At 57.5% G+C, this 25,655-nt stretch carries 25 protein-coding genes and 1 tRNA gene; 11 read left to right on the forward strand and 15 right to left on the reverse strand.

Translation table 11 applies throughout. The features are described from left to right. Positions 1-509 precede the first annotated feature (509 nt). The gene (gene ompC / locus AC6I7J_RS06585; protein WP_031280043.1) at positions 510-1,619 is read left to right on the forward strand and encodes a porin OmpC; all 1,110 of its coding nucleotides are present in this window, start codon (positions 510-512) and stop codon (positions 1,617-1,619) included. Positions 1,620-1,641: 22 nt separating this feature from the next. Here ompC and AC6I7J_RS06590 read toward each other — a convergent pair whose 3' ends face one another. Then, a complete protein-coding gene (locus AC6I7J_RS06590; protein ID WP_058758443.1) occupies positions 1,642-2,205 on the reverse strand; it encodes a TetR/AcrR family transcriptional regulator in 564 nt (187 codons plus the stop codon). A gap of 97 nt (positions 2,206-2,302) precedes the next feature. Between AC6I7J_RS06590 and AC6I7J_RS06595 the strand changes: the two genes are divergently transcribed. Beyond that, positions 2,303-2,758 carry a nuclear transport factor 2 family protein gene (locus tag AC6I7J_RS06595; protein WP_058758444.1) on the forward strand — a complete coding sequence of 152 codons (456 nt, stop codon included), beginning with the start codon at positions 2,303-2,305 and terminating at the stop codon, positions 2,756-2,758. 1 nt (position 2,759) lies between these two features. Here AC6I7J_RS06595 and AC6I7J_RS06600 read toward each other — a convergent pair whose 3' ends face one another. Beyond that, positions 2,760-2,915 carry a hypothetical protein gene (locus AC6I7J_RS06600; RefSeq protein ID WP_164861051.1) on the reverse strand — a complete coding sequence of 52 codons (156 nt, stop codon included), beginning with the start codon at positions 2,913-2,915 and terminating at the stop codon, positions 2,760-2,762. 401 nt (positions 2,916-3,316) lie between these two features. On the opposite strand from AC6I7J_RS06600, the gene apbE reads away from it, so the two are divergent. From apbE to AC6I7J_RS06615, 3 genes are all read left to right on the forward strand, one after another. After that, a complete protein-coding gene (apbE, locus tag AC6I7J_RS06605; RefSeq protein WP_058775798.1) occupies positions 3,317-4,348 on the forward strand; it encodes an FAD:protein FMN transferase ApbE in 1,032 nt (343 codons plus the stop codon). 17 nt (positions 4,349-4,365) lie between these two features. Next, entirely contained in the window at positions 4,366-5,007 is a 642-nt protein-coding gene (gene alkB / locus AC6I7J_RS06610; protein ID WP_498007016.1) for a DNA oxidative demethylase AlkB, read from the forward strand. An 86-nt stretch (positions 5,008-5,093) separates the two neighbouring features. After that, positions 5,094-6,746 carry a multidrug ABC transporter permease/ATP-binding protein gene (locus tag AC6I7J_RS06615; protein ID WP_498007017.1) on the forward strand — a complete coding sequence of 551 codons (1,653 nt, stop codon included), beginning with the start codon at positions 5,094-5,096 and terminating at the stop codon, positions 6,744-6,746. A 153-nt stretch (positions 6,747-6,899) separates the two neighbouring features. Here the strand turns inward: AC6I7J_RS06615 and AC6I7J_RS06620 are convergent, their stop codons facing one another. Further along, positions 6,900-7,625: a 4'-phosphopantetheinyl transferase family protein gene (locus AC6I7J_RS06620; RefSeq protein WP_211726739.1), complete on the reverse strand. Its 726-nt coding sequence runs from the start codon at positions 7,623-7,625 to the stop codon at positions 6,900-6,902. Between the two features lie 76 nt (positions 7,626-7,701). Then, entirely contained in the window at positions 7,702-7,905 is a 204-nt protein-coding gene (locus AC6I7J_RS06625; protein WP_010618078.1) for a hypothetical protein, read from the reverse strand. 393 nt (positions 7,906-8,298) lie between these two features. On the opposite strand from AC6I7J_RS06625, the gene AC6I7J_RS06630 reads away from it, so the two are divergent. Together AC6I7J_RS06630 and AC6I7J_RS06635 are read left to right on the forward strand one after the other, a co-directional pair. Beyond that, on the forward strand, positions 8,299-8,802 hold the full coding sequence (locus AC6I7J_RS06630; protein WP_498007018.1) for a hypothetical protein: 504 nt from the start codon (positions 8,299-8,301) through the stop codon (positions 8,800-8,802). 143 nt (positions 8,803-8,945) lie between these two features. Further along, on the forward strand, positions 8,946-9,218 hold the full coding sequence (locus AC6I7J_RS06635; RefSeq protein WP_498007019.1) for a hypothetical protein: 273 nt from the start codon (positions 8,946-8,948) through the stop codon (positions 9,216-9,218). Positions 9,219-9,334: 116 nt separating this feature from the next. On the opposite strand, the gene AC6I7J_RS06640 is transcribed toward AC6I7J_RS06635, so the two are convergent. The 3 genes from AC6I7J_RS06640 to AC6I7J_RS06650 form a co-directional block, all read right to left on the reverse strand. Continuing rightward, positions 9,335-9,411 (reverse strand) — tRNA-Pro (locus AC6I7J_RS06640). Positions 9,412-9,483: 72 nt separating this feature from the next. Then, positions 9,484-11,208 carry an LPS biosynthesis-modulating metalloenzyme YejM gene (gene yejM, locus AC6I7J_RS06645; protein WP_498007020.1) on the reverse strand — a complete coding sequence of 575 codons (1,725 nt, stop codon included), beginning with the start codon at positions 11,206-11,208 and terminating at the stop codon, positions 9,484-9,486. Between the two features lie 23 nt (positions 11,209-11,231). Further along, positions 11,232-11,459, reverse strand: a complete 228-nt coding sequence (locus AC6I7J_RS06650) for a YejL family protein (RefSeq protein WP_021509249.1) — start codon at positions 11,457-11,459, stop codon at positions 11,232-11,234. A gap of 158 nt (positions 11,460-11,617) precedes the next feature. On the opposite strand from AC6I7J_RS06650, the gene yejK reads away from it, so the two are divergent. Further along, a complete protein-coding gene (yejK, locus tag AC6I7J_RS06655; protein WP_021509250.1) occupies positions 11,618-12,622 on the forward strand; it encodes a nucleoid-associated protein YejK in 1,005 nt (334 codons plus the stop codon). 64 nt (positions 12,623-12,686) lie between these two features. On the opposite strand, the gene rplY is transcribed toward yejK, so the two are convergent. Together rplY and radD are read right to left on the reverse strand one after the other, a co-directional pair. Then, positions 12,687-12,971 (reverse strand): 50S ribosomal protein L25, encoded by a 285-nt coding sequence (gene rplY, locus AC6I7J_RS06660; protein ID WP_058775794.1) that lies wholly within the window; start codon positions 12,969-12,971, stop codon positions 12,687-12,689. Positions 12,972-13,102: 131 nt separating this feature from the next. Beyond that, positions 13,103-14,857 (reverse strand): DNA repair helicase RadD, encoded by a 1,755-nt coding sequence (radD, locus tag AC6I7J_RS06665; RefSeq protein ID WP_494260169.1) that lies wholly within the window; start codon positions 14,855-14,857, stop codon positions 13,103-13,105. 225 nt (positions 14,858-15,082) lie between these two features. Here radD and rsuA point away from each other — a divergent pair, with 225 nt between their 5' ends. From rsuA to AC6I7J_RS06680, 3 genes are all read left to right on the forward strand, one after another. Then, positions 15,083-15,805 (forward strand): 16S rRNA pseudouridine(516) synthase RsuA, encoded by a 723-nt coding sequence (gene rsuA, locus AC6I7J_RS06670; protein ID WP_021509252.1) that lies wholly within the window; start codon positions 15,083-15,085, stop codon positions 15,803-15,805. Positions 15,806-15,817: 12 nt separating this feature from the next. Beyond that, entirely contained in the window at positions 15,818-17,011 is a 1,194-nt protein-coding gene (locus tag AC6I7J_RS06675; protein WP_021509253.1) for a Bcr/CflA family multidrug efflux MFS transporter, read from the forward strand. 331 nt (positions 17,012-17,342) lie between these two features. Further along, a complete protein-coding gene (locus AC6I7J_RS06680; RefSeq protein ID WP_021509254.1) occupies positions 17,343-17,669 on the forward strand; it encodes a YejG family protein in 327 nt (108 codons plus the stop codon). Here the strand turns inward: AC6I7J_RS06680 and yejF are convergent. The 6 genes from yejF to mepS form a co-directional block, all read right to left on the reverse strand. Next, complete coding sequence (gene yejF / locus AC6I7J_RS06685; RefSeq protein ID WP_498007021.1) at positions 17,663-19,252, reverse strand: microcin C ABC transporter ATP-binding protein YejF; 1,590 nt, start codon at positions 19,250-19,252, stop codon at positions 17,663-17,665. The two genes, AC6I7J_RS06680 and yejF, sit on opposite strands and share 7 nt — an antisense overlap. Next, on the reverse strand, positions 19,253-20,275 hold the full coding sequence (locus AC6I7J_RS06690; RefSeq protein WP_264240047.1) for an ABC transporter permease: 1,023 nt from the start codon (positions 20,273-20,275) through the stop codon (positions 19,253-19,255). It lies immediately after the preceding gene. Continuing rightward, positions 20,275-21,366 (reverse strand): microcin C ABC transporter permease YejB, encoded by a 1,092-nt coding sequence (locus AC6I7J_RS06695; protein WP_498007022.1) that lies wholly within the window; start codon positions 21,364-21,366, stop codon positions 20,275-20,277. The genes AC6I7J_RS06690 and AC6I7J_RS06695 overlap by 1 nt, the downstream gene beginning before the upstream one ends. 10 nt (positions 21,367-21,376) lie before the next feature. Then, complete coding sequence (locus AC6I7J_RS06700) at positions 21,377-23,185, reverse strand: extracellular solute-binding protein (RefSeq protein WP_498007023.1); 1,809 nt, start codon at positions 23,183-23,185, stop codon at positions 21,377-21,379. 65 nt (positions 23,186-23,250) lie between these two features. After that, a complete protein-coding gene (gene pdeN, locus AC6I7J_RS06705; RefSeq protein ID WP_498007024.1) occupies positions 23,251-24,816 on the reverse strand; it encodes a cyclic di-3',5'-guanosine monophosphate phosphodiesterase PdeN in 1,566 nt (521 codons plus the stop codon). A 228-nt stretch (positions 24,817-25,044) separates the two neighbouring features. After that, positions 25,045-25,620, reverse strand: a complete 576-nt coding sequence (gene mepS, locus AC6I7J_RS06710) for a bifunctional murein DD-endopeptidase/murein LD-carboxypeptidase (RefSeq protein ID WP_031280047.1) — start codon at positions 25,618-25,620, stop codon at positions 25,045-25,047. Positions 25,621-25,655: the final 35 nt, after the last annotated feature.

Genomic DNA, 25,655 nt, shown 5'->3' on the forward strand with positions numbered 1-25,655 from the left:
AAAACGAACAAATAATGGCGTCCTGAGTGGCGGTTAATTTAACCTCAGTAAACAGGTTTACATAAAATTACACAGCGGAAGAAAAATGGCAGGCAAAAAAATGCCGGACAATCATGTCCGGCGGGAATTAGGGTAAATCTCTCATTCGGGGTGAATGAAGGTAATAATGAAATAAATGATGATAGCGGGAGTAATTGTATGCGCTGAGTGGCGTTAAGTTTTATCATTCAGTGCGGCAGCTTATCTCATCTTATCCCTATGTATTTAAATGAATAAAATTCTGTTTATCAATTAGTGCGATATTTTTTGCCGATGTGTGCTGATTATTAGTTCCGCGAAATTTACACTTAGAAATAACTATTTAATACAATGAAACACTTTCGGAAATTTAGTATCATTTTCGTGATAGATTATTGCTCTCCATAAAATAACAATGGCTTGCCGGCTGAATTTTTAAGCATTCAGTTAGCAGTGGCACATATAAAAGGCACATTACAGAGGGTAATAAAATGAAACGTCGCGTTCTCTCCCTGATGATTCCTGCATTGCTGGTGGCAGGCTCAGCAAGCGCAGCTGAAATTTATAACAAAGATGGCAACAAATTAGACCTCTACGGCAAAGTAGACGGCCTGCACTATTTCTCGGACAACGATGGCCAGGACGGTGACCAGTCTTACCTGCGTTTTGGTTTTAAAGGTGAAACTCAGGTGACCGACCAGCTGACCGGCTACGGTCAGTGGGAGTACCAGGCTGCGCTGAACACCGCAGAATCGCAGGGTACCGCTAACAGCTACACCCGTGTCGGCTTCGCCGGCCTGAAATTCGGTGATGCGGGCTCGTTCGACTACGGCCGTAACTACGGCGTACTGTATGACATCGGCGCCTGGACTGATGTGCTGCCAGAGTTTGGTGGTGACACCTACGGCGCGGACAACTTCATGTTCCAGCGCAGCAACGGCCTGGCGACTTACCGCAACAGCAACTTCTTCGGTCTGGTGGATGGCTGGAACTTTGCCGTGCAGTATCAGGGCAAAAACGACAACCCAACCGAATCCTCTTCCGGTCGTGATGTCCTGGGTGAGAACGGCGACGGCTGGGGCCTGAGCACCACCTACGATCTTGGCTCCGGCTTCGGTCTGGGTGCGGCGATGTTCCAGTCTGACCGTACCAACAATCAGAACGGCAACGCGCCAGGCATTCTCGGTCGCGGTGATAAAGCCGAAGCCTACACCGGCGGTCTGAAATATGACGCTAACAACGTGTATCTGGCGGCGATGTACACCCGTTCTTACAACGCAACCCGCTTCGGTGCGGTGGATTCCGCTGCGTACGGCTATGCCAACAAAGCGGACAACTGGGAACTGGTGGCACAGTATCAGTTTGACTTCGGTCTGCGTCCGTCGCTGGCCTTCGTCTCCTCACGCGGCAGCGATATCGAAGGTTACGGTAGCCAGAACCTGAAAAAATATGTCGACGTGGGTGCGACCTATTACTTCAACAAAAACATGTCGACCTATGTTGATTACCAGATCAACCTGCTGGACGACAACAACTTCACCGATGCGGCCGGTATCAACACCGACGACATCGTAGCGCTGGGCCTGGTTTACCAGTTCTAAGCCGGAGAGCGTGGCCTGCGGGTCACGCTCTGCTCTCCAGCAGCGCGTTCAGCGCCGCCTGCAGCGTTGCCGTCACCTGCTGCGCCGCTTCCCCCATCTGAACCTGCACGATTGCACCATCCACCAGCAACACGATCTGCCCGGTTTTTTCCTGCTGCGCCGCGCTGAGTCTTTCGGCAATGGCGGCCGCCATCTCCCGCTTGTGCTGGCGAATCAGGGCGCTCGCTTCCGGCAGGGTATCAGCCAGTTCTGCCGCGCTATTAATAAACGCACAGCCGCGGAAATCCTCCTCCTGAAACCAGCTCAGTAACGCAGCCGGCAGCGCCACGTTGATGGCAGGCTGCTGCGCCAGCGCGCTGCGAAAGCCGCTCATCCAGCGCTGATGGCGCTGCTGCAGAAACGCCAGAATTAAGTCATTTTTGGCCGGAAAGTGGCGGTAGAAGGTCACTTTGGTCACGCCAGCCGCGGCAATCACTTTATCGATGCCGGTAGCACGGATGCCTTGCGCATAAAACAGCTGTTGCGCGCTGAGCAGGATGCGATCGCGCGCGCTGGCGCTGGCATCAAACAGCAGGGGTGCGAGCATAAGAAAAAATTCCTGTTTTCGGGGGTAGACAGAATTGTCTACATACGGCAGGATGAATCAAGTAGACAGACCTGTCTACATCATCAGGAGATAAAAAATGCTCATCCCCCCGTTCGATCATCAAAGTGCCTTAGAAAAAGTGCGTATGGCGGAAGATGCCTGGAACAGCTGCGATCCGCAGCGCGTGTCGCAGGTTTACAGTGAAGATACCCGCTGGCGCAATCGCAGCGAATTCGTTAACGGCCGCGCGGACGTCGTGACCTTTTTGCAGCGTAAATGGGCCCGCGAGTTGGATTATCGGTTGATTAAAGAGTTGTGGGCGTGGCACCACGATAAGCTGGCGGTGCGTTTTGCCTATGAGTGGCGCGATGACAGCGGCAACTGGTTCCGCAGCTACGGCAATGAAAACTGGCACTTTGGTGCCGATGGTCTGATGATTCAGCGCTTCGCCTGCATCAACGATTTGCCGATCAGCGCTGAAGCGCGGCTGTTTCACTGGCCGGCTGGCAGACGCCCGGACGATCATCCGGGCCTGAGCGAGCTGGGTCTGTAATTTACGGCGCGTTGCGCCAGCGTCTGGCCTTTGCCGCCTGCTGCGGGGATGTGGTGGCAGGCGGCAGGCTGCCTTCCAGCGCCACGCCCGCCAGCGTAAAGGCGGAAAAGCTCAGCCAGCGCTGCCATTTATCCTGTTGTTCTGTTGCCTTACTCATCTTGCACCTCGCTGATGTTCAACCCAGCATCAACGCTGCACAATTCATGCCATGCTACCGCTCTCAGCGCCACGCGCCCCGTGGCCGCTTTGTTACACTGCGCCAGCGCTGAAGCGGTGCAGGATGCACGACGCTGGTGCAATGCCTTAACGTCGGCGCGACGGATAGTGCTGAATCAGGCGGTGGCGATAGTGCTGCCAGCAACGGAAGCTTCCGTAAGCAAATAACCCGGCGGTAATAGCAAGAATCATATAAATCATCTGTCGCTCCTGTAAGGATTCTCGTGCAGGAACGCAGTATGCTGTGCCAGCCAGCGATCAACTTCAAGCAGCTTTAGACGGTTTTACAAGCGAGTTATGCTTTGTAATAGGCTGTAGTAATGAGTTACAGACGAGGAATTGATGAATTTTCAGAACATTCTGCTGACAGGCATGGTAGCACTGCTGCTGAGCGGGTGCGAGCAAAAACCGGCGCAGCAGGCGCTGGTGCTGGAAGGCAAAACCATGGGAACGGTGTGGCGCGTGAGTCTGGCGGGCGTGGATTCTCAGCGTAAAGCCGCGCTGCAGCAGGCGATTCAGCAGCAGCTCGATCGCGACGATGGCGAACTCTCCACCTGGAAAAAGGACTCGGTGCTGTCGCGCTTCAATCAGTATCAGGGGCAGGATCCCCAGCCGGTCAGTGCCGATATGGCCGATATCGTCACCCGCGCGCTGCGCATCGGCCAGCTGACCGGCGGCGCGATGGACATTACCGTCGGACCGCTGGTGAATCTGTGGGGCTTTGGCCCGGCGCAGCAGCCGGCGCATACGCCATCGGATGCCGCCATCGCCGCCGCCAAAGCGCAGACCGGCCTGCAGCACCTGCGCGTGATTGAAACGGTGAACGGCCAGTGGCTGCAGAAGGATCTGCCTGGCCTGTATGTCGATCTCTCCACCATGGGCGAAGGCTACGCCACCGATCATCTGGCGCGGCTGATGGAGCAGCAGGGCATCACTAATTATCTGGTGTCGGTGGGCGGGGCAGTGCTGAGTCGCGGCCTGAATGCCAGCCAGCAGCCGTGGCGGGTAGCCATCCAGAAACCGACCGATCGCGAGAACGCGGTGGAGGCACGCGTCGATCTGCAGGGGCACGGAATCAGCACCTCCGGCAGCTATCGCAACTATTATGAACTGGATGGCAAACGCATCTCGCACGTGATCGACCCGGCCAGCGGCCGGCCCATCGATCACCGGCTGGTCTCAGCCACGGTGATTGCCACCACTGCGCTGGAAGCCGACGGCTGGGACACCGGGCTGATGGTGCTCGGCACTGAGCGTGCCAAAGCGCTGGCGCTGAAACAGCATCTGGCGGTGTATCTGATTACGAAGCAGGGCGACGGCTTCAGCCACTGGATGTCGCCACAGTTCAAATCGTTTCTTATCGATCAGCCCTGACCTGACAGGAGGTAACTGTGCTGGATCTATTTAGTGAAGACGCGCCATGGCAGGAGCCGCTGGCCGAGGGCGCGGTGATTCTGCGTCGCCGGGCGCGCGAGCAGGCCGATGCGCTGCTGGCGGCAATTCATGACGTCGCGGCCCTTAACCCGTTTGCCCATCGCATCACGCCGGGTGGACATCGCATGTCAGTCGCCATGACCAACTGCGGCGATTTCGGCTGGTCGACCGATTCGCGCGGTTACCAGTACACCGAACAGGATGTCAGCAGCGGCCGTAAATGGCCGCCGATGCCCGCGCTGTTCCGCACGCTGGCGCAGCAGACCGCGCAGGAGGCCGGCTTTGCCGGTTTCAACCCGGACGCCTGCCCGATTAACCGCTATGAGCCCGGTGCCAAACTGACGCTGCATCAGGATAAAGATGAGAAGGACTTACGCCAGCCGATTGTCTCGGTATCGCTTGGCCTGCCGGCCGTTTTTCAGTTTGGCGGTTTTGAGCGCGGCGATGCGACGCAGCGCGTGCTGCTGGAGCACGGCGATATCGTGGTGTGGGGCGGTCCGTCGCGCCTGCGCTATCATGGCATTTTGCCGCTAAAAGCGGGCATCCATCCGCAGGCTGGCGCGTTCCGTTACAACCTGACATTCCGCCGCGCCCAGTAACCGTAAAACGGATGAGAATTATTCTTGCCTTCACCCGAAGCGCCATTAAACTGCAGGCTGCCTGGTTGACCTCTGGATAATTTTTAATGGCATTGCTTCAGGTTGTTTTTCGCCAGTACCGCTGGCCGTTTATTGGCGTGATTGTGCTGACGCTGCTCAGCGCCGCGCTGGGTATCGGGCTGATCGCCTACATCAATAATGAACTGATCGTGGCAGTTAATACCTCGCTCACCGTGCTGCCGGGCTTTCTCGCCCAGCTGTTTCTGCTGATGGCGGTGACGCTGGCATCGCAGCTGGCGCTGACTCAGCTCGGCCACCATTTTGTCTGGCGGCTGCGCGGTGAGTTTATCAAGCGTATTCTGGATACCCGGGTTGAACGCATTGAGCAGATTGGTAACGCTCAGCTGCTGGCCGGCCTGACCAGCGACGTGCGTGCCATCACTATCGCGTTTGTGCGCCTGCCGGAGCTGATTCAGGGCATCATTATTACGCTGGGTTCCGCGATCTATCTGGCATGGCTGTCACCGCAAATGCTGTTGATCACCACGCTATGGCTGGTGGTGACGCTGATCGGCGGCTGGCTGCTGGTGTCGCGCGTCTATCAGCACATGGCGAAGCTGCGCGACATCGAGGACGAGCTGTACCGCGATTTTCAGACCATCATTGAAGGGCGCAAGGAGCTGCAGCTTAACCGCGAGCGCGCCCGGCTGATTTACGACACCGTCTATCAGGAAAATGCCACGGACTATCGTCGTCACATTGTGCGCGCCGATACCTTCCATCTCAGCGCGGTGAACTGGTCGAACATTATGATGCTCGGCGCGATTGGTATTGTGTTCTTCATGGCCAACGGTCTGGGCTGGGCCAATACCGCTGTCGCCGCGACCTATTCGCTGACGCTGCTGTTCCTGCGCACGCCGCTGCTGGCGGCAGTAGGCGCGCTGCCGACGCTGCTCAGCGCACAGGTGGCGTTGCGGAAAATTAATACCTTCGATCTGGCACCCTATAGCGCCGGTTTCAACGCGCTGCCGACGGTGAGCGACTGGCAGACGCTGGAGCTGCGCGACGTCTGTTTCCATTATGGCGAGCACGGTTTTGCCGTCGGGCCGATCAACCTGACGCTGCGCCGCGGAGAACTGGTGTTTCTGATTGGCGGTAACGGCAGCGGTAAATCCACGCTGGCGATGCTGCTGACCGGCCTGTATCAGCCGCATTCAGGCCGCCTGCTGCTGGACGGTAAAGAGGTGGACTGGCATAACCTTGATGCTTATCGCCAGCACTTCTCGGCGGTGTTCACTGACGTGCACCTGTTTGACCGTTTGATTCGTCGCGGTGGTGAGCCGGCTAATCCGGCGCTGGTGCAGCAGTGGCTGGAACGGCTGAAAATGCAGGACAAGCTGAAGCTGGAAGGCAACCGGGTACTCAACCTGCAGCTGTCGAAAGGGCAGAGCAAGCGCCTTGCTCTGCTGCTGGCGGCGGCAGAGGAGCGCGATATCCTGCTGCTCGATGAGTGGGCGGCCGATCAGGACCCGCACTTCCGCCGTATCTTCTACCGCGAGCTGCTGCCGTGGCTCCAGGCATCCGGCAAAACCGTGTTCGCCATCAGCCATGACGATCACTACTTTATTCATGCCGATCGGCTGCTGGAAATGCGCGATGGGCAGTTAAGCGAGCTGACCGGCCGCGAGCGCGAAATGGCCACGCTGGATGCCGTCAAACGCACCGATACCGGCGATTGACGGCTGGCGGCAAAGCTTAGCAAAAACCCTTATTGGGCAGGACGTTGTCAGCGGGATACAGTGGGTCGCAGCAGAGATCCTCGTCTCTGCCTCCCTGGAACACTTCTGTCGTCTTGTGTTGTCACCGGCCCGGGCTCATTCCGCGCCGGTTTTTTATTGCTCGCAGGCCGGGTGAGTGAGCAGTGTGACCACACGCGCCGGCTGCAGCCAGAAGCGTGCGTCCAGCACGGTGCTACGGGTAAATTCCGCGCTGAAATCCTGACACAGCTGCAGCCTGGCGCGCTGCTGCGGCAGGTCGAGCTCAATCAGCGCAGCCTGATGAAATGCCATGGGCTGATGCAGCCGCGGCCATAGCGCCTTATAAAGACTCTCTTTCAGCGAAAACAGCAGCGTTGCCGCCTGCGCAAAGGGCAGCGGCTGGCCCTCAAGCAGCGCGCGCTCCTGCGCGTTCATCAGCAGTTCCGCCGTGTCCTGCGCGGTTTCCTCTGCCATCACCTGCTCAACATCAATGCCCACATATAATGCCTCGCGCGTCGCGGCCAGCACCACGCAGTCATGGCTGTGCGACAGCGAAGCACGGATGCCTGCCGGCCAGCACGGTGAGCGATCCGGCGCGTTGTGCAGCACAAAATCAGTGATTCCCAGCTGCGCCAGCTGTTGCCGCACCAGCCAGCGGCTGGCGAGATATTCAATTTTGCGTTTGCTGGCTGCCTGCTGTAGTGCAGACGGCAGCGGCAGTTGCCACTGCGCAGGTAAAGCGGCGTGCCACTGTTGCCGATCAAAGCGGCACCACGCCAGCGACAGCGATTCAGCGGTGTGGCCAGCGGCGGTGATAAAACCACAAGCGGGCAGCGGCAGGGATGTTTCGGCTGAGAACATAACGAGTAACGGCTGATGGAAAAGCGTGTTTTACCAGTCAGCCGCGGGCAGAGCAAGCCGAAAAGGCTGCTGCGGGTTAGCGATTTGGCGGGATAGCGAAGCTCTTCATCTGCACCACAAAATGGTGGTGGCCTTTGGTAATGCGTGCACCACGGTCGCACCAGTGGCTCGCCAGGCGGAAGAAATCATCGCTGCCAATATCATACGCCAGCTCCACTTTGCTGATGCCTGAGTGCAGGAGTTCTTCCGCATCCTGCAGGTTTTTTGCTTTGATGACCATAACGAGATTCCATCAAATAAACGGGAGCTTTAGGGTAGGGGAAATCTGTGACATTTTTGTTTCACTTTAATGAATTGCTGTCACAAATCAGTAAAAACGTGATCCCGGTCGGCTTTGCTGACTTCAGTTAAGTACCTGTTTCGCAGCATGAATGAAGTGTGATGCGAGATTATGCTGCAGGATTTTGCACCCTGAACAATAAGGTCAGGGCCAGTTGCAGTGGTGACGAATAGCCGCGTCTGGCGCGGTAATGACGCGGTCATTTTCCATCTCTATCCTTCCTGTGGTGGCTGTATTATGAAGCCCATCACACATCGATAGCCGCTTCGTTTAACCGGGGTAAAGCGTGGGCGTAACATGCTGGTGGCTGACGAAGAGGCTAAGGAGCGAACGATGCAAAAACTGGCTGGCATAATGTTACTGGGTTGCATGAGCGTAGGCGCTGCACAGGCAGCGGATCTCAGCTTCCAGAATGCGCAGGGCAATATTGAAATGGTGCCCGGCAAACCCAACTTTGTGCATAAATTGCACTACCGCAAACTCTATGATGAAAAGCCGTTCCCGGATGCGGTGATTTATTACTACAGCAACGGGGTGTATAAAATCCTGTCGCAGGGTGAAAATCATTATGGCCTCTACGTGATGCAGGGCAGCGTTGAGGACCAGAGTTACACCATCCGCTATATTTCAGCGCCGTCAAAAGACTGGGGCAACAAAACCGCCTTCCATCAGCTCACTTTTGTGAATGGCGCGCAGGCAAAGGTGTTTATTCAAAACGCGATTACGGATACCGGTGAGCAGATCGCCCAGCAAAACGGCGAGTTTTTGCTGCAGGATCACGATCCCGCAAACGCGGCGCCAGACCGCTGGGATGATGAATTGAAAATCCAGCGCTGACGGTCAAAGCCTTTCCTCTGCGCCGCAACCGTTACGGATCGGGTTGCGGCGCCCGATGTGCCAGCGTTAGCAAAGATTTTCCCTATCCCAGCGAGAATTGTTTCCGGCTGGCAACGCGGCCAAATCTCGATAATTATCAGGGCATGACTAAATATCGTGTAAGAGTGGGTTTTCACAACCCCTCAGCCCTGACCTTCAGGCAGCTGGATGAAATCCTGGAACCGCAACGCTTCTGGCGCAGCGACACGCGCAGCGGTACGTTTCGCTACTTCATGGAGTATGAATATGAGTCGGAAGTGCGCGATATCTGCGAAGTGTGCGAGCTGGCTTATTCGCAGGCGTGTAAGGTGAAGAAATGCCCGCTGATTCTGGTGCAATCCTGCGAGACGGAAATTCCGCTGACGTTTAACCCGTAGACGCGTGGCAATCCGCGCGCTGAAAACCATCGCGCTCGGGGCGCGCCGGGTTTTACTCTCGCAAAGTTCAGCCAATAAAAAAAGCAGCCGTAAAAGGCTGCTTTTCTTTGGGATTTTGGTCGGCACGAGAGGATTTGAACCTCCGACCCCTGACACCCCATGACAGTGCGCTACCAGGCTGCGCTACGTGCCGAACGTGGAGGGTTATAGTACTGGTTCCGTTGGCGATTGCAATATGCCGGCAGCTTAACTGCCTCATAATTAATCAGTTTGCCGTGAACCGTTTCTCTTCCGTCAGCACCTGCAACAGCAGCGCCAGCTGAGGTTTATGATCTTTCAGCTCTTTGCCCTGGGCATCGTACGCGCTGTAATTACCGTTGTTGCTGAGCACCAGCGTCACCGTTGGCGTGGTCACCACCAGTTTGCCATCTTCACTGCTGGCGACCCAGTTATGGCTGCGCTGCGCGGCAAACAGATCTTCACCCTGTGAATAGTTAACCGGATTGGTGCGCACGTGCAGCAGGCGCTGCATCAGCGTGGTCATCACATCCTGCTGATCGGTCAGGCGATCGATGCTCTGTGCCGGGGTATTCGGCCAGTGCACCACCAGCGGCACCTGCAGCGTGGCGCGGTTGCCCGGATTATCGCTGTTGTCGAAGGTGATGGCGCGCTGCGCCGTGATCACCACCACGGTATTCTTCAGCGCATCATTCTGCTGCAGCGTATGCAGCACCGTCGCCTGGCGCATATAGCTGCGCTGGCGCGCTTTGGTGCTGTCGCCGGTTACCGTCACGCCGTTGAGCGCGATCCATGAGAACCAGGGCGCGCCGCCTTTCTGACCATTGAGCCAGTTTTGCCACTGTGTCACCGTGGTACTGTTGGGCTGGCTGTCGGCCTGCGGCAGGCTGTAATCCGCCAGCAGCGCCTGACGGTACAGCGGCTGGCTAAAGCCATCGGAAGAGAACAGGCCGAACTGATAACCCTGGCTGTTCAGCGCGCCGAGCAGGGCAGAGGGCATGCGCGCCGCCAGCACGCCGTCCATGTAGCTGGAGGAGATACCGTAGAACAGGCCGAACAGGCCTTTTTCCGGCTGCAGTCCGGCGCTGTAATGCTGGGTAAAGCGCACATTTTCACTGGCGAACTGATTGAGCGATGGCAGCGCTTTATCCACCGTGGCATTGTTCAGGCCGTCCACCGTCAGAATCAGCAGGTTGTGGCGCGTCCCGCCATCGCGGAACGTAATATCGCTGAGCGGATACTGCACCGACAGCGCTTCCGGATCGCCCTGTTGCACCAGACGGCGCTGATACTCCTGCGCATCCAGCAGACCGTGTCGCTCCAGAAAGCGCCGTGCGGTCATCGGATAGGAGAGCGGCAGGTTGGCACGCTGCATGGTAATCGGTCGGTAGAAGTTGGCATCCGCCCAGATATACAGCAGATGACTGGCAAAGAAGGCGCTGATAAACAGCGCGGCCAGCGGCTTGCCAAAAGAACGCCGGTTCAGGCTGCGCAGCTTTTGCCAGCTCCAGGTGGCAAACAGCATCTCAACCAGGAAAATCAGCGGTACGCTGATAAACATCAGCTGCCAGTCGCGCGCCATCTCGCTTTGATCGGGGTTGACCACCAGTTCCCACACCACCGGATTGAGGTGCAGATGGAAACGGTTGAACACCGCGCTGTCGACCATAATCAGCGTCAGCCCGGCTGTGGCGACCACGGCGGAGAGCACGCGCAGCAACCGCTGCGACATGGCGACAAACGTCAGAGGGAAGATGATCAGCAGATAAGCGGCAAACACGATAAAGCTGAAATGGCCAATCCAGCTGGTAAACGCATAAATACGGCCGGCGAGGGAAGAGGGCCAGTCGGCGACCAACAGGTAGCGGCTGCCTAAAATAAGCGCAAACAGAATATTAAACAGGGCAAACCAGTGCCCCCAGCTGATCATCTGGGAGACTTTTTCACGGTAGCGCTGCCGGTTGGTTACCATATTTATGAGGTCAAATCTGCAATTTAGTGGGCGTTGTCATCGCGCACGGAAGACTGCAGCGCTTCCGCAAACGAGCGGGCGAGGCTGCGGCGCTGGGCCGGTGCGATGTCGGTGTTGATCAAATTGGTCACCATGTTCCCCAACACCATCAGGGAAAGATCGGTTGGCGCTTTGTCTTTTTCAAGAACCTGCGCCAGCTGCGCGAGAAGCTGTTCGACGCGCGCGTCGCTGTAACGGGATGATTGTGGCATATCGTCGACTAATCAAGTGTGAAAACGCGGTATATTACCGTAACAACGCACTTTTTTCCGCAATTTTATCGCAAGTAGAACGATCAGTTTGTGCGCGCAGTTGAAAGCGGCTGCGGGCGGTGTTTGAATACGCGCCTGAGCCAAAAGGATAGTCTACCATGAGTCTGGATATCGACCAGATTGCCCTGCATCAGTTAGTCAAACGTGATGAAAACCAGCTGGAACTGGTGCTGCGCGATACCCTGTTACCTGCCACGCAGGCGGTGGAAGAGATGGCGGAAGAGTTACACCGCGTCTATAGCGCCAAAAGCAAGGCTTACGGCCTGTTTAATGAAGACAGCGAGCTGGCGGAAGCGCTGCGCAACTGCCGCAAAGGGCAGGATGACTTCCTGGCGTTCAGCCGTGCGGCTACCGGCCGCCTGCGCGACGAGCTCAGCAAATACCCGTTCGCTGAAGGCGGCGTGGTGCTGTTTCTGCACTATCGCTATCTGGCGGTGGAGTATCTGCTGGTGGCGGTGCTGAACAGCCAGTCGAGCATGCGCGTTAACGAGCAGCTTGACATTAGCAGCACGCACTATCTGGACATCAACCATGCCGATATCGTGGCGCGTATCGATCTAACCGAGTGGGAAACCAATCCGGAATCCACGCGCTACCTGACCTTCCTGCGCGGACGCGTGGGGCGCAAAGTGGCCGATTTCTTCATGGATTTCCTCGGCGCCAGCGTCGGTCTGGATACCAAAGCACAGAACCGCGGGCTGCTGCAGGCGGTAGATGATTACTGTGCCGAGTCCAGCCTGGATAAAAATGAGCGCCAGAACTATCGCCAGCAGGTCTACAGCTATTGCAATGAGCAGCTGCAGGCGGGCGAGGAGATTGCGCTGGAAGATCTCTCCAGCGAACTGCCGCCGCTGGGCGAAAAAACCTTTCAGGCGTTTACCCAGGAGCAGGGTTATGAGCTGGAAGAGCATTTCCCGGCTGACCGCAGCACCCTGCGTCAGCTGACGAAGTTTGCCGGTAGCGGCGGGGGATTAACGCTTAACTTTGATGCCATGCTGCTGGGCGAGCGCATTTTCTGGGATCCGGCCACCGATACGCTGACCATCAAAGGCACGCCGCCGAATCTGCGCGATCAGCTGCAGCGTCGTACCGGCGGTCAGTGATCGCCGGATTTGCGCCATAAAAAAACGCCGCAGATGCGGCGTTTTTTCGTCAACCCGTTAGCGATTAAGCGCGAACGAAGTCGATGTGGTGCAGTTTTGGCTTGAACGGGTGACGCTGAACAGCCTGAACTTTAACTTTGGTTTCTTTACCGTCAACAACCAGAGTCAGCACGTCGCTGTAGAACTCAGGCTTAGCCTGCATGTTCATCACAGAGTCGTGGTCCAGTTCGATAGAAACCGCAGCGTCTTTACCGCCATAGATGATGGCCGGGAATTTGTTCGCTGCGCGCAGGCGGCGGCTCGCACCCTTACCCTGCTCTTTACGTACTTCTGCATTAATAGTGAACATCTTAAGATCTCTTCTATAGTTCCTGCTACAGGCGACCCAGCAACAGGACGGTTATTCAATACGCTTTTACGGATGCAAAAGCGGGCGGCATTATAGCCGGATTGCCACAGCGGGGCAAATGATTCCGCCGCTTAGCGCAGCTCGTTGGCGCGGCGATAGCGTCCCTGATAATCGAACATTTTTTCCCGCACCTGCCAGAAGTGGCCTTTGGCGCGCGCCACCACAAAATCGGGATGGCGCAGCAGCGGCTGCAGCGCCACCACATCGGCGGCGGTCTGCCAGCCGAGCTCCACGCCGGGCGCACGCTGATGTGGCCGCATAAACAGCTGCTCAAAGGCAGTGCGCTGCGCCGGGGTGCGCAGGCGAAAACGCTCGCTGACGTCGGTGCCATCCTCATCGTAATAGGTGGCTTGCAGCCACTCGCCTTTATCATCGCGTCCGTGCGCCAGCGTCATACCACTACAGCGCAGTACGCGCGCGTCTTTCAGCTTCAGCGCCGCTTTCAGCATATCATCGGGGTCGACCAGCACCTTGTCGCACTGCTGGCAGCGGCGCGCGGCGATATCATTTTCTGCACCGCAGTCCGGGCAGCTTTTAAAGCGGAAACGGTAGTCGCACTGCGCGCGATGGCCCTCGTCATCGTCGAGCACGCCCTGACAGCGGCGGCCAAAGTGCTCAATGACGTGGCCATCTTCGGTCGCCTTGCCCCAGAAGGTGTTGGCAAAGCCGCAGGCCGGACAAAACACCTGCACCGGCTGGTTATCGCTGGCGCCTTTCGGTGCGCCGACTTCGGGCGTAAAGAGATCGTGCGGGTTTCCGGCGTAATCAAGGATCAGGCAGTCGGTTTTGCCCGGTGCCAGCCGCAACCCGCGACCGACAATTTGCTGATACAGGCTGACCGATTCGGTCGGGCGAAGAATGGCGATCAAATCGACGTGCGGCGCGTCGAAGCCGGTGGTCAGCACCGCCACGTTAACCAGAAACTTAAGCTGCTGCGCTTTGAACTGCTGAATCAGCCGGTCACGCTCTTTCACCGGGGTTTCTGCCGATACCAGCGCACTGTTTTCCGGCAGCAGGCTGAGGATTTCCCGCGCGTGTTCAACGGTCGCGGCAAACACCATCACGCCGCGGCGCGTCTCAGCGAACTCGATGATCTGTCGCATGATCTGCGGCGTGACGCGCTGCTGCTGTTTCAGTTCGCGGTTAAGATCGGCCTCACTGAACAGGCCATTATTCTGCGGGATCAGCCGACTGAAATCGTACTGCACCACCGGCATATCCAGCCGCTCGGGTGGCACCAGAAACCCATGTTTGATCATATAGCGCAGCGGCAATTCGTAGATGCAGTCGCGGAACAGCGCATTATCATCGCCTCGCACCATGCCGTGATAGTGGTACTGGTAAATCCAGCCTTTGCCCAGGCGGAATGGCGTGGCGGTCAGCCCCAGCAGACGCAGCTGCGGATTGTGCTGGCGCAGATGGGCGAACAGCTGCTGATACTGGCTCTCCTCGTTGTCGCTGATGCGATGGCACTCATCGACAATCACCAGCGAAAAGGCGCTGTCAAAACTGGCCAGATTGCGCGCCACCGATTGCACGCTGCCGAATACCACTTTACCGTCGCTCTGCTTGCGCTGCAGGCCCGCGGCGAAGATGTCCGCCTGCAGGCCATACGCCTGATATTTACTGTGGTTCTGCTCCACCAGTTCTTTGACGTGAGCCAGCACCAGCACGCGACCGCGTGCCAGCCGCGCCAGTTCGGCGATCACCAGGCTTTTGCCGGCGCCGGTCGGCAGCACAATCACCGCTGGCGTGGCGTGGCGGCGAAAATGGGCAACGGTGGCATCAACGGCTTCTTGCTGATAGGGGCGCAGGGTAAACGACATGGGAACCGGCTTTTTCTGGAACGGACGCGCATTATGCCATGAAAGTGGCTGAAACGCAGGATCGGCACTATTAGCAGGCGAAGGTTCAGGCTATACTGCCCACACTTTTTCAACGGTTAACCCTGCTCTCAATTATGCCGTGGCCGCCGCGCTACGCTGTAAATGATTTACCGGGCAAATGCCGTTTCAGTTCCCCTCCGCAGTAACAGGCAAAAAAGCGAATTCATGCGACTCGACAAATTCATATCTCAGCAACTGGAAGTTAGCCGTGCCATCGCCGGCCGTGAAATACGTGGCAGAAAGATCACCATCAATGGCGAAGTGGTGCGCGACACCGCCTATAAAGTCCTGCCGGACGATGCCGTAGAGTACGACGGCAATCCGCTGACGGTGCAGCAGGGCCCGCGCTATTTCATGCTGAATAAACCGCAGGGCTATGTCTGCTCCACCGACGATCCGGATCATCCCACCATTCTCTATTTCATTGAGGAGCCGGCGGCGTTCAAACTGCACGCGGCAGGGCGGCTGGATATTGATACCACCGGGCTGGTGCTGCTGACCGATGATGGTCAGTGGTCGCATCGCATTACTTCTCCGCGCCATCACCTGGAGAAAACCTACCTGGTGGAACTGGAGCAGCCGCTTGATGCGGGGCTGATCGAAAAATTTGCTGCCGGCATTCAGCTGCACAACGAGAAAGATCTGACCAAACCGGCGCAGCTGGAAATCCTCGATGAGAAAGCCGCGCGCCTTACCCTCAGTGAAGGGCGCTATCACCAGGTGAAACGTATGTTTGCGGCGATGGGCAACCACGTCACGGCGCTGCATCGTGAAAGCATCGGTGAGATTGTGCTGGATGAGGAGCTCGGTGAAGGCGAATACCGTGAACTGACCGAGGCGGAAATCAACAGCATCGGCCTGCCGGACGAACTGAAACAGCGCAAATAGCGGGAGACAGTGGTGCGTAAGGAAAAAAATTCACCGGTGGGATTAGTGGTGATTCTGGGATTGCTGGCGATGCTGATGCCGCTCTCCATTGATATGTATCTGCCGGCAATGCCGCAAATCGCCCGTGAATTCGCGGTGTCGGCCGGCAGCGTACAGATGACGCTGAATCTCTACATCCTCGGCTTCGCCATTGGTCAGCTGGTGTATGGCCCGCTGGCGGACAGCTACGGACGTAAACCGGTGATTGTGCTTGGCACGCTGATTTTTGCCTGCGCGGCGGCAGCCTGTGCGCTGTCGCAATCCATTGACCAGCTGATTCTGATGCGTTTCCTGCACGGGCTCTCCGCCGCCGCGGCCAGCGTGGTAATTAACGCCCTGATGCGCGACAGTTATTCGAAAGAAGATTTCTCGCGCATGATGTCGTTTGTCATGCTGATCACCACCATTGCGCCGCTGCTGGCCCCGATTATCGGCGGCTGGCTGCTGCTGCTGTGGAACTGGCACGCCATCTTCTGGACGCTGGCATTGGCCGCACTGATTACCACCGTGCTGGTGGTAACGCAGATCCGCGAAACGCTTAAGCCCGAGCAGCGGCAGCGTTTTCACCTGCGCACCACGCTGAGCAATTTTGTCGCGCTGGTGCGGCACAAACGCGCCTTCAGCTATATGCTGGCAAGCGGCTTCTCGTTTGCCGGGCTGTTTACCTTTCTTAACGCCGGGCCGTTTGTTTACATTGAAGTGAACCATGTGTCGCCGCAGAATTTCGGCTACTACTTTGGCCTCAACGTGGTGTTTCTGTTTGTCATGACGCTGATTAACAGCCGCGCGGTGCGCCGTTTCGGACCGCTGGCGATGTTCCGCCTCGGTCTGCTGATTCAGTTTGCCATGGGCATCTGGCTGCTGATTGTCAGCGCGCTCAACCTCGGTTTCCTGCCGCTGGTGTTTGGCGTGGCAATGTTCATTGGCTGCGTATCGACCGTCTCCTCCAATGCGATGGCGGTGATCCTCGACGAATTTCCCCATATGGCCGGCACCGCATCCTCGCTGGCCGGTACGCTGCGCTTCGGCGTCGGTGCGCTGGTTGGCGCGCTACTGTCGCTGGTCAGCGTCAACAGCGCCTGGCCGATGGTCGCCACTATCGCGCTGTGCGCTACTGTATCAATCGTGCTGTTCAGCTACGCCGCCCGTCCGCGCCACACCGCGTGATGGCGGCGGGTCTATGCTAAGCCCGCTGTTATTTCACCTCCTGATTTGCCCCTCTCCGCACTCTCGCTCTGCTTAATGTTTCCATATTGTGAAAATTAATTGATAAAAAAGTAACGACATTGCGTCTAAAATGATTGTTAAGCGCCGCGTAACGCGGTAAACATAGGCATAAATGCGAGAAAGCTCGCAAATAATAAAGTTGCGTCACGCTTTGTGCTTAAAACGAGAAGGCTATCCTTGACGTCCGTATGCTGAGCTTGCCAGGTGGGGATTCACCGCGATGAAGCCGTCCGTTGTGAATAACGTTACTGTCTCTGGGAACCGAAACACTATGCTGCAACTCTCGGTTGTGCATCGTTTACCACAACTTTACCGCTGGTCGCTGGAACATGCCGGCGCCATTGAACGCCAGGAAGCAGCGAACGGCGCGCATGACGGGGATCTGGTCGCGCTGCGCCTGCTGAGCCATGATGGCCATCCGGCGCTGGAGATCCTGCAGCAGCTACAGGAAACGCTGGCGCAGATTCAGGTCGAGTGCAAAATTGCCGAATGTGAAGGGCAGCCGTGTTTGCTGATTCAGCGCGGTGACGAGAGCGCCACTAACTGCTGTCTGAAAAATCAGGGCGTGGCGATCGCCGAAACCTTTGACGGTCACTGAGGCCCGATCTCGCCCTGCGCGGAGGCCAGCAGCTGACGCGTATACTCTGCTGCGGGCGCGTTGAACAGCGCTTCGCATTCACCCTGTTCCACCACTTCACCCTGGCGCAACACTACCAGCTGATGACACAGCGCGCGCACCACCTGCAAATCGTGACTGATAAACAGATACGCCAGCTGATGCTGCTGCTGTAAACGGCGCAGCAGGGTGAGGATCTGCTTTTGCACCGAGCGGTCCAGCGACGAGGTGGGTTCATCCAGCACAATCAGCTGCGGCTGCAGGATCAGCGCGCGGGCAATGGCGATGCGCTGGCGCTGACCGCCAGAGAATTCCGCCGGGTAGTGGCTGCGGCTCGCTGCCTCCAGACCAACCTCTTCCATCACCGCAATGACTCTGGCTTCCTGTTCGGCAGCACTAAGCTGCGGCTGGTGCACCGCCAGCCCTTCGGCAATCACCTGCTGTACCGTCATGCGCGGATTGAGTGAAGAGTTGGGATCCTGAAACACCACCTGAATGCGCTGGCGCAGCGGCAGTAGCTGCTTCGCGCTCAGCTGATGCAGCGGCTGGCCGTCGAACCAGATCTCGCCGCGCGCAGCAATCAGGCGCAGCAGCGCCAGGCCGGTGGTGCTTTTGCCTGACCCGGATTCGCCGACTAACCCGAGGCTTTCGCCGCGCCGCAGGGTAAAACTGAGATTGTGTAGCGCGGTTTTTTCCGCCACGGTGCGCTTCAGCAGTCCACGGCGAATCGGGAAACCCACCTGCAAATTAGTTACCTGCAACAGCGGCGGCGCGTCGATCAGCGGCACCGGTGCGCCGTCCGGCTCGGCGGCCAGCAGCTCACGGGTATAAGGCTGCTGTGGCTGGCGAAACAGTGCGTCACAGCGGTTGTGTTCCACCTCGCGCCCGTTGCGCATCACCGTCACGCTGTGGGCCAGCTGACGCACAATGTTCAGGTTATGGGTAATGAACAGCATGCCCATGTTCAGTTCGCGCTGCAGTTCGCGCAGCAGCTGTAAAATCTGTGCCTGTACCGTGACATCCAGCGCCGTGGTGGGCTCATCGGCAATCAGCAGTTTGGGCTGCGTCAGCAAGGCCATGGCGATCATCACGCGCTGGCGCTCGCCGCCGGACAGCTGGTGCGGAAAATCCTGCAGGCGCGTCGCGGCCTGGCGAATGCCCACGCGATCGAGGCAGCTGAGAATTTCAGCGCGCGCCGCTTCACGCCGCATGCCACGGTGCAGCGACAGCACTTCATACAGCTGCTTTTCCACGCTGTGCAGCGGATTGAGTGATACCATCGGCTCCTGAAAAATCATCGCCATCTGGTTGCCGCGCAGCCCGCGCATCTCACGTTCGCTGGCCTGTAACACATCGCGCCCGTCAAACAGGATCTCGCCCTGCGGATAACTCACCGGCGGCTGCGGCAGCAGACGCATAATCGACAGCGCCGTCACGCTCTTGCCCGATCCCGATTCGCCCACCAGCGCCAGCGTTTCGCCGGCGTCAATGCGCAGCGAGATATCTTCCACCACGCGGCGCGGCCCGAACGCCACCGCCAGATGATTCACCGTTAACAAACTCATTTAGCGCCCCCGGCTCGGATCAAAGGCATCGCGTACCGCTTCGCCGATAAAAATCAGCAGTGACAGCAGCAGGGCGAGGGCGAAGAAGCCGGAAAGGCCAAGCCACGGTGCCTGTAAATTATTTTTTCCCTGCAGCAGCAGTTCGCCCAGCGACGGCGAGCCCACCGGCAGGCCGAAACCGAGAAAATCCAGTGAGGTCAACGTGGTGATCGAACCGCACAGGATAAACGGCAGAAAGGTGAGCGTGGCAACCATGGCGTTGGGCAACATGTGGCGCAGCATGATGCGGCTATCGCTCACGCCCAGCGCGCGTGCGGCGCGGATATAGTCAAAGTTACGCGTGCGCAGGAACTCAGCGCGCACGACGCTCACCAGGCTCATCCAGCCGAAAATCACCGTCAGCAGTAATAGCCACCAGAAATTGGGCTGAATCACGCTGGAGAGCAGAATCAGCATGAACAGCGTCGGCATGCCGGACCACACTTCAATCAATCGCTGGCCGATGAGGTCAACGCGGCCGCCAAAGTAGCCCTGCAGGGCACCCACCACAATGCCAATCACGCTGGAGAACAGCGTTAACAGCAAACCGAACAGCAGCGAGATGCGCGTGCCGTACAGCAGACGCGCCAGTACATCGCCACCGTTAGCATCGGTACCCAGCCAGTTTTGCGCGGACGGTGGTGACGGGAAGGGCACGTCGGTGGCGAAATGAATGGTGCTGTCGCTGAAGCGGATAGGAGCCCATAGCGCCCAGCCCTGCTGGTCAATACGTTGTTTCAGCCACGGATCCTGATAATCCGCCGCCGTGGCAAACTGGCCGCCAAAATCACTCTCGCTGTAGTTAAACAGCAGCGGTGCGTACCAGCGCTGCTGGTAATGCACCAGCAGCGGTTTGTCATTGGCTAATAATTCCGCGCCCAGCGACAGCATAAAGATGAGCAGAAACAGCCACAGCGACCAGTAGCCGCGCCGGTTGTGACGAAAGCGCTGCCAGCGCTGCTGGTTAACGGGAGATAAACGCATCAGCGGCCCTCAAAATCAATGCGTGGATCGACCAGCGTATAGGTCAGATCGCTGAGAATATTCATCAGTAGGCCAATCAGCGTAAAGATATACAGCGTGCCGAACATCACCGGATAGTCGCGCTGAATGGTGGCATCATAGCCGAGCAGCCCCATGCCGTTAAGTGAGAACATCACCTCAATCAGCACCGAGCTGGTGAAAAACATACTGATAAAGTTGGCGGGAAACCCGGCGATCACCAGCAGCATGGCGTTGCGAAACACGTGGCCGTACAGGATGCGCTTCTCATCCAGACCCTTGGCGCGCGCCGTGACGACGTACTGTTTGCGCACCTCATCAAGGAACGAATTTTTCGTCAGCATGGTCAGGGTGGCAAAGCCGCCAATTACCGTAGCCAGCACCGGCAGGGTGATATGCCACAGGTAATCGCTGATTTTGCTGTACCACGGCAGCGTGTCAAACTGCGGCGAAGTGAGGCCGCGGAGCGGAAACCAGTCGAGATAGCTGCCGCCGGCAAACAGCACAATCAGCATGATGGCAAACAAAAACGCCGGAATAGAGTAGCCGATGATAATAAAGATGCTGCTCCAGATATCAAACGCACTGCCGTTGCGCACCGCTTTTTTGATGCCCAGCGGAATCGACACCAGATAGATGATCAGCGTGCTCCACAACCCGAGGCTGATCGACACCGGCAGGCTCTCTTTAATCAGCTGCAGCACCGAGGCGTTACGAAACAGGCTGTCGCCAAAGTCAAAACGCAGGTAATTCCACAGCATTTCGCCATAGCGCTGCAGCAGTGGCTTATCGAAGCCGTAGCGATGAGTTATTTCTGCCACCACTTCCGGATCCAGCCCGCGCGCGCCGCGATACTGGCTGTCGCCGGGATTGTCGCGCACCAGCGCACCGCGCGCGCCGCTGTCACTGCCGCCGCTGCCAGGCAGACCGGTGCTATGACCAAACTGGATGTTGGCCAGCGCCTGATCGACCGGACCGCCCGGCGCAATCTGTACGATAAAGAAATTCAGGGTGATGATGGCCCACAGCGTGGGAATAATCAGCAACAGCCTGCGCAGGAAATAAGCACCCAAACCGCTCTCCTCAGCGTCGATCGGCCGGTAAACGACCGGCTTTGTTCACATCGTACCACCAGTTTTCCAGCCCGGTGGCAAACGCCGGTTTAATCTGCGGATGGGAAAACTTGTCCCACCAGGCCAGCCGCTGTTCGGCGTTGTACCACATCGGAATCATGTAGGCGTTCCACAGCAGCAGGCGATCCAGCGCCTGACCGAGCGGCAGCAGCGCTTTTTCATCGCCCTGATGCGCCACGATCTGCTGCACGAAATGGTCGACCAGCGGATCTTTTACCCGCGCGGTGTTCCATGAGGAGCTGATGTAATCCGACTGCCAGACATATTGCAGGCTGGTGGAGGGCCACGGCATCGCCTGATAAAGCGACGGAATCATGTCGTAATCGCCTTCGCGCAGCCGGCGCAGATATTGCGAACTGTCCACCTGACGCAGCGTCATCGTAATGCCAAGCCGTGCCAGGCTGTGCTGGAACGGCAGCGCCCAGTCGTTCTGAGAACCGCTGCGCAGCAACAGTTCAAACTGAAACGGCTGGCCGGTTTTCACGTTTACTAACTGCTGATTTTTGATCTGCCAGCCGGCCTGCTTCAGCAGCGCCATCGCCCGAAGCAGATTGTTGCGGTCAAAGCCGCTGCCGTCAGAGTGCGGCGGCGCGTAGGCGTTGTTGAATACCTCGGCAGGCAGCTGCGCCTTGTAGGGCGCGAGCAGGACCAGCTGATCGGCGTCAGGATAGCCTTTGGCGGCGTAAGCGGTGTTCTGGAAGTAGCTGTCGGTCCGCTTGTAAGCGCCGTAGAACAGCGCTTTGTTCATCCACTCAAAATCAAACGCCAGCGTCAGCGCCTCGCGCACGCGGCGGTCGGCGAACAATGCTTTCTCGTTATTGAACGCCAGCCAGCGCGTGTCGGTGGCGACGTCATTCGGCGTGGTGGCTTTCACAATGGCGTGGCTGGTGAAGTTGCGCCCACGATATTGTGTGGCCCATTTCTTCGCCGAACTCTCCTCGCGCAGGTCATAGGCACCGGCCTTAAACGCTTCAAAAGCCACGTTGTCATCAAGATAGTAGTCGTAGCGCAGGGTATCAAAATTAAAGCGACCGCGGTTCACCGGCAGATTGGCCGCCCAGTAGTTCTTCACCCGGCTATATTGGATGAACTGGCCGGATTTGTACGAAGTGACGCGGTAAGGCCCGCTGGCGAGCGGCGGATAGCCAAGCGGCTCATTGAATTTTTTGTTCTGCCAGAATTTTTCCGGCAGCACCGGCAGCGTGATCCAGCTCAGCACCAGGTCTTTATCTGGTTTGGGCATCTCAATGCGCACCGTCAGCCGGTTCAGCGCTTTCACCTGCACGCCACGAAACGCCACGCGAAACTGCGGCACGCCTTCGGTCATGAATTTGCCGAAGGTGAAGGCGACATCCTGCGCGGTGATCGGCGTACCGTCCTGAAACTGCGCGTGCGGATTGATTGACACCTCCATCCAGTGATAATCGCTGGGATAGCGTGCTGATTCGGCGATCAGCGGATAGTAGCTGCCGGGCTCATCGTCTGAGGTGGTAAACAGGCCGTCGTACAGCGTGTCAGTGCCGATACCGGGATTGCCGCGCGACGCATAGCGGTTGAAGTTGTCGTAAGTGCCCACCACGGCGAGGGTGATCTTGCCACCTTTTGGCGCCGCCGGATTGGCGTAATCATAATGGCTGAAGTTCACCGCGTATTTCGGTTCGCCCAGCTTCGCAAAGGCATAGCTTTCATGGATAGTGACCGCGTGCACCGGCGCAATGGCGCTGCACATCAGTAGTGCTGTGGCAAGACGAAGCAGCATAAGTGGGGCGCTCTCCTGTGGTAATCCGCACTGTATGGTAGCAGTTTCATGCGCGGTACGTGACGTTAACCCAAACTGGCCTGGTTCTGGTAGTAGCTGATCAGCTTTTCCGGGCGCAGCGGGCGGCTAAACAGATACCCCTGCAGATGCGTGACGCCCCGGTTAACCAGCCAGGCCGCCTGGTCGCCGGTTTCCACCCCTTCCGCCACGGTTTTCAGGTTGAGTTTCTTTGCCAGCAGCAACACGGTGTCAAGCACCGGCGAGGTTACGGTTTCGGTGCCGATACTCTGCACAAAGCCGCGATCGATTTTCAGGTAATCGAACGGATATTTTTCCAGGTAGATCAGCGCGCTATGGCCAGTGCCGAAATCATCGATGGCAATCTTGAAATTGTGTTCATGCAGCCAGGCGAAGATTTCGCCGGCGTTCTTCTCCCGCACCATGGTGCGCTCAGTGATTTCAAATACATAGTTAAAATGATCGTCGGGCATACTGGCGATCCACGCCTGCACGTCGCGGCGAAAACTGGCCGATGCCAGATGCTGCGGTGACATATTCAGACTGAGACGGGTGCCGCGCGGCAGTTGCTGACAGAGAAAACGCGCGTCGCGCGCTACCAGGCTGAACAGATGTTGGGTCAGAGGAATAATCAGGTTTTGCGCTTCGGCGTGGCTGATAAATACATCGGGTGGGATCATGCCTTCAACCGGGTGAGTCCAGCGCAGCAGCGCTTCAACGCCATAGGGTTTGCCGTTGTGTGCCGTCACCAGCGGCTGATACTCAACGTGAAACTGACCGCGCCGGATGCCGAGCAGGATTTCACGTCCCGGTCGCTGATGCAGCGACAGCAGCAGCCAGCTGATTGCGGCAACCAGCAGCGCCAGCAGCAGGCCGGTCAGCAACGCCAGCGTGTAATCGCGTGAGGCCAGCGTGCTGCCGTAAAGCACAAAGCGCATGCTGCCGTCATCAAGCGTCAGGTCGGTGAGGGCGGGCGGCAAATCGCGGCTGCGCACCACCTGGCTGGTGCCGCTGAGCAGCGCGCTGTCGCCTGCCACCAGCGCCATGCGCGTGATTTCGGGATGGTAAGAGGCCAGCAGCTGGTAAGGCGTCATGCTGAGGTTCATGGTGGCGAGGATGCCGGTTTCGCTCGCTCCCGGACTTTTCAGCCACAGCGCCAGCGCTGGTTTGGCGGGCTGCAGCGGTGTGCCGGGCAGCAGGCGGACGTCACGGTCGCGCTCCAGCTCTGAATCGGGTGAAATGGCGCTGGCGGCCAGCAGAAATGCGCCGGTAGCCGAGGAGCAGTAAGCGTTGCCGTCGCGTACCAGTAATATCGCGCGAATGTTGCCGGCAAAGGCGGCGCGAGAGGTCAGCTCACGGTTGACGCTGTTGCAGCTGAGTTGAGTGTATTGCTGCAGTGGATAAAGGCTCTCGACCAGGGTTGACATCACCTGTTGCAGATCGTCACGGCTGTGAGCCAGCAGCTGCTGGTGTTGCTGGACGCGTTTTTGCCAGGTCAGCGTGAGCAGGACGGTGACAAACAGGATAAAAAACGCGACCCCAATAATTACGCTACTCCAGGCGATGCGCCGCGAGTAGCTGGCATGACGATTTAACGTCCCCGACAGTGGCATGGAGTTGGTTCCCCTGATCTTGCCCTTTTTATTATAAAAACGCATACAACTGTGCTGGTTCAAGGCAATGAGAATATAACGAGGTTGCGCGAAAAGTCTCGTTATATTTTTGATTCACAATTACTTTTTCCGCCACGGATTTGGCTTAAGCAACCGCAGACGAAAAAAAAACGCTGCCGGGGCAGCGTTTTCAGATTCTCTGGCTGAGAACATCAGGAAGGGAGGGGGTTAACTGGGATTTTTTGCCAGTACCCGACGCGCTTCGCGGTAGCGGTTTTTCCAGTAACTGTCGTTAAGGCTGGAAATCATCACGCCGCTGCTGGTAGACGCGTGTACAAAATTGTCGTTGCCGAGATAGATGCCGACATGGCGACCGGTGGAGCCGGCGCGGAACAGCACTAAATCACCCGGACGCAGTTTACTGCGTGAAATCTCTTTACCGCTGTCCTGCTGTTCCGAGGTGGAACGCGGCAGCTCTAAACCAAACTGTTCGCGAAAGGTGCGCTGAACAAAAGCAGAACAGTCAATGCCGCGTTTGGTGTCGCCGCCTAAGCGATAACGCACACCTTTCCAGTCACTGTACTGCTCCATGATGCGGGACTTAACGTCCACGTTCTGCACCATTTGTTCAAATTCGTCCTGAGACGCCTGAAGTAAAAAACCATTCTGGTTGTTAACTTCATGATTCTCGTTATTCGCGTTCTGACCGTTATGGGTACTGCTACATGCCGATAAGAGGGTTGCTAATGCTACTGCGGGAATAATCCGCCTGAGGTATCTCAGAATTGGTTGAGACTTGACCATTGTACGTGTTTTCCTTCGATGTCCTTACGACAGAA

The sequence above is a fragment of the Type-C symbiont of Plautia stali genome (assembly GCF_059730935.1).

Coding starts and splice junctions, on each gene's coding strand:
- AC6I7J_RS06625 (WP_010618078.1), bottom strand. CDS start 7,905: ATGGTCATCAAAGCAAAAAACCTGCAGGATGCGGAAGAACTCCTGCAC.
- AC6I7J_RS06650 (WP_021509249.1), bottom strand. CDS start 11,459: ATGCCACAATCATCCCGTTACAGCGACGCGCGCGTCGAACAGCTTCTC.
- AC6I7J_RS06700 (WP_498007023.1), bottom strand. CDS start 23,185: ATGCTGCTTCGTCTTGCCACAGCACTACTGATGTGCAGCGCCATTGCG.
- AC6I7J_RS06620 (WP_211726739.1), bottom strand. CDS start 7,625: ATGTTCTCAGCCGAAACATCCCTGCCGCTGCCCGCTTGTGGTTTTATC.
- AC6I7J_RS06630 (WP_498007018.1), top strand. CDS start 8,299: ATGCAAAAACTGGCTGGCATAATGTTACTGGGTTGCATGAGCGTAGGC.
- AC6I7J_RS06635 (WP_498007019.1), top strand. CDS start 8,946: ATGACTAAATATCGTGTAAGAGTGGGTTTTCACAACCCCTCAGCCCTG.
- AC6I7J_RS06690 (WP_264240047.1), bottom strand. CDS start 20,275: ATGCGTTTATCTCCCGTTAACCAGCAGCGCTGGCAGCGCTTTCGTCAC.
- yejF (WP_498007021.1), bottom strand. CDS start 19,252: ATGAGTTTGTTAACGGTGAATCATCTGGCGGTGGCGTTCGGGCCGCGC.
- ompC (WP_031280043.1), top strand. CDS start 510: ATGAAACGTCGCGTTCTCTCCCTGATGATTCCTGCATTGCTGGTGGCA.
- AC6I7J_RS06595 (WP_058758444.1), top strand. CDS start 2,303: ATGCTCATCCCCCCGTTCGATCATCAAAGTGCCTTAGAAAAAGTGCGT.
- mepS (WP_031280047.1), bottom strand. CDS start 25,620: ATGGTCAAGTCTCAACCAATTCTGAGATACCTCAGGCGGATTATTCCC.
- yejK (WP_021509250.1), top strand. CDS start 11,618: ATGAGTCTGGATATCGACCAGATTGCCCTGCATCAGTTAGTCAAACGT.
- AC6I7J_RS06590 (WP_058758443.1), bottom strand. CDS start 2,205: ATGCTCGCACCCCTGCTGTTTGATGCCAGCGCCAGCGCGCGCGATCGC.
- rplY (WP_058775794.1), bottom strand. CDS start 12,971: ATGTTCACTATTAATGCAGAAGTACGTAAAGAGCAGGGTAAGGGTGCG.
- AC6I7J_RS06680 (WP_021509254.1), top strand. CDS start 17,343: ATGCTGCAACTCTCGGTTGTGCATCGTTTACCACAACTTTACCGCTGG.
- rsuA (WP_021509252.1), top strand. CDS start 15,083: ATGCGACTCGACAAATTCATATCTCAGCAACTGGAAGTTAGCCGTGCC.
- apbE (WP_058775798.1), top strand. CDS start 3,317: ATGAATTTTCAGAACATTCTGCTGACAGGCATGGTAGCACTGCTGCTG.
- yejM (WP_498007020.1), bottom strand. CDS start 11,208: ATGGTAACCAACCGGCAGCGCTACCGTGAAAAAGTCTCCCAGATGATC.
- radD (WP_494260169.1), bottom strand. CDS start 14,857: ATGTCGTTTACCCTGCGCCCCTATCAGCAAGAAGCCGTTGATGCCACC.
- AC6I7J_RS06615 (WP_498007017.1), top strand. CDS start 5,094: ATGGCATTGCTTCAGGTTGTTTTTCGCCAGTACCGCTGGCCGTTTATT.
- AC6I7J_RS06600 (WP_164861051.1), bottom strand. CDS start 2,915: ATGAGTAAGGCAACAGAACAACAGGATAAATGGCAGCGCTGGCTGAGC.
- pdeN (WP_498007024.1), bottom strand. CDS start 24,816: ATGCCACTGTCGGGGACGTTAAATCGTCATGCCAGCTACTCGCGGCGC.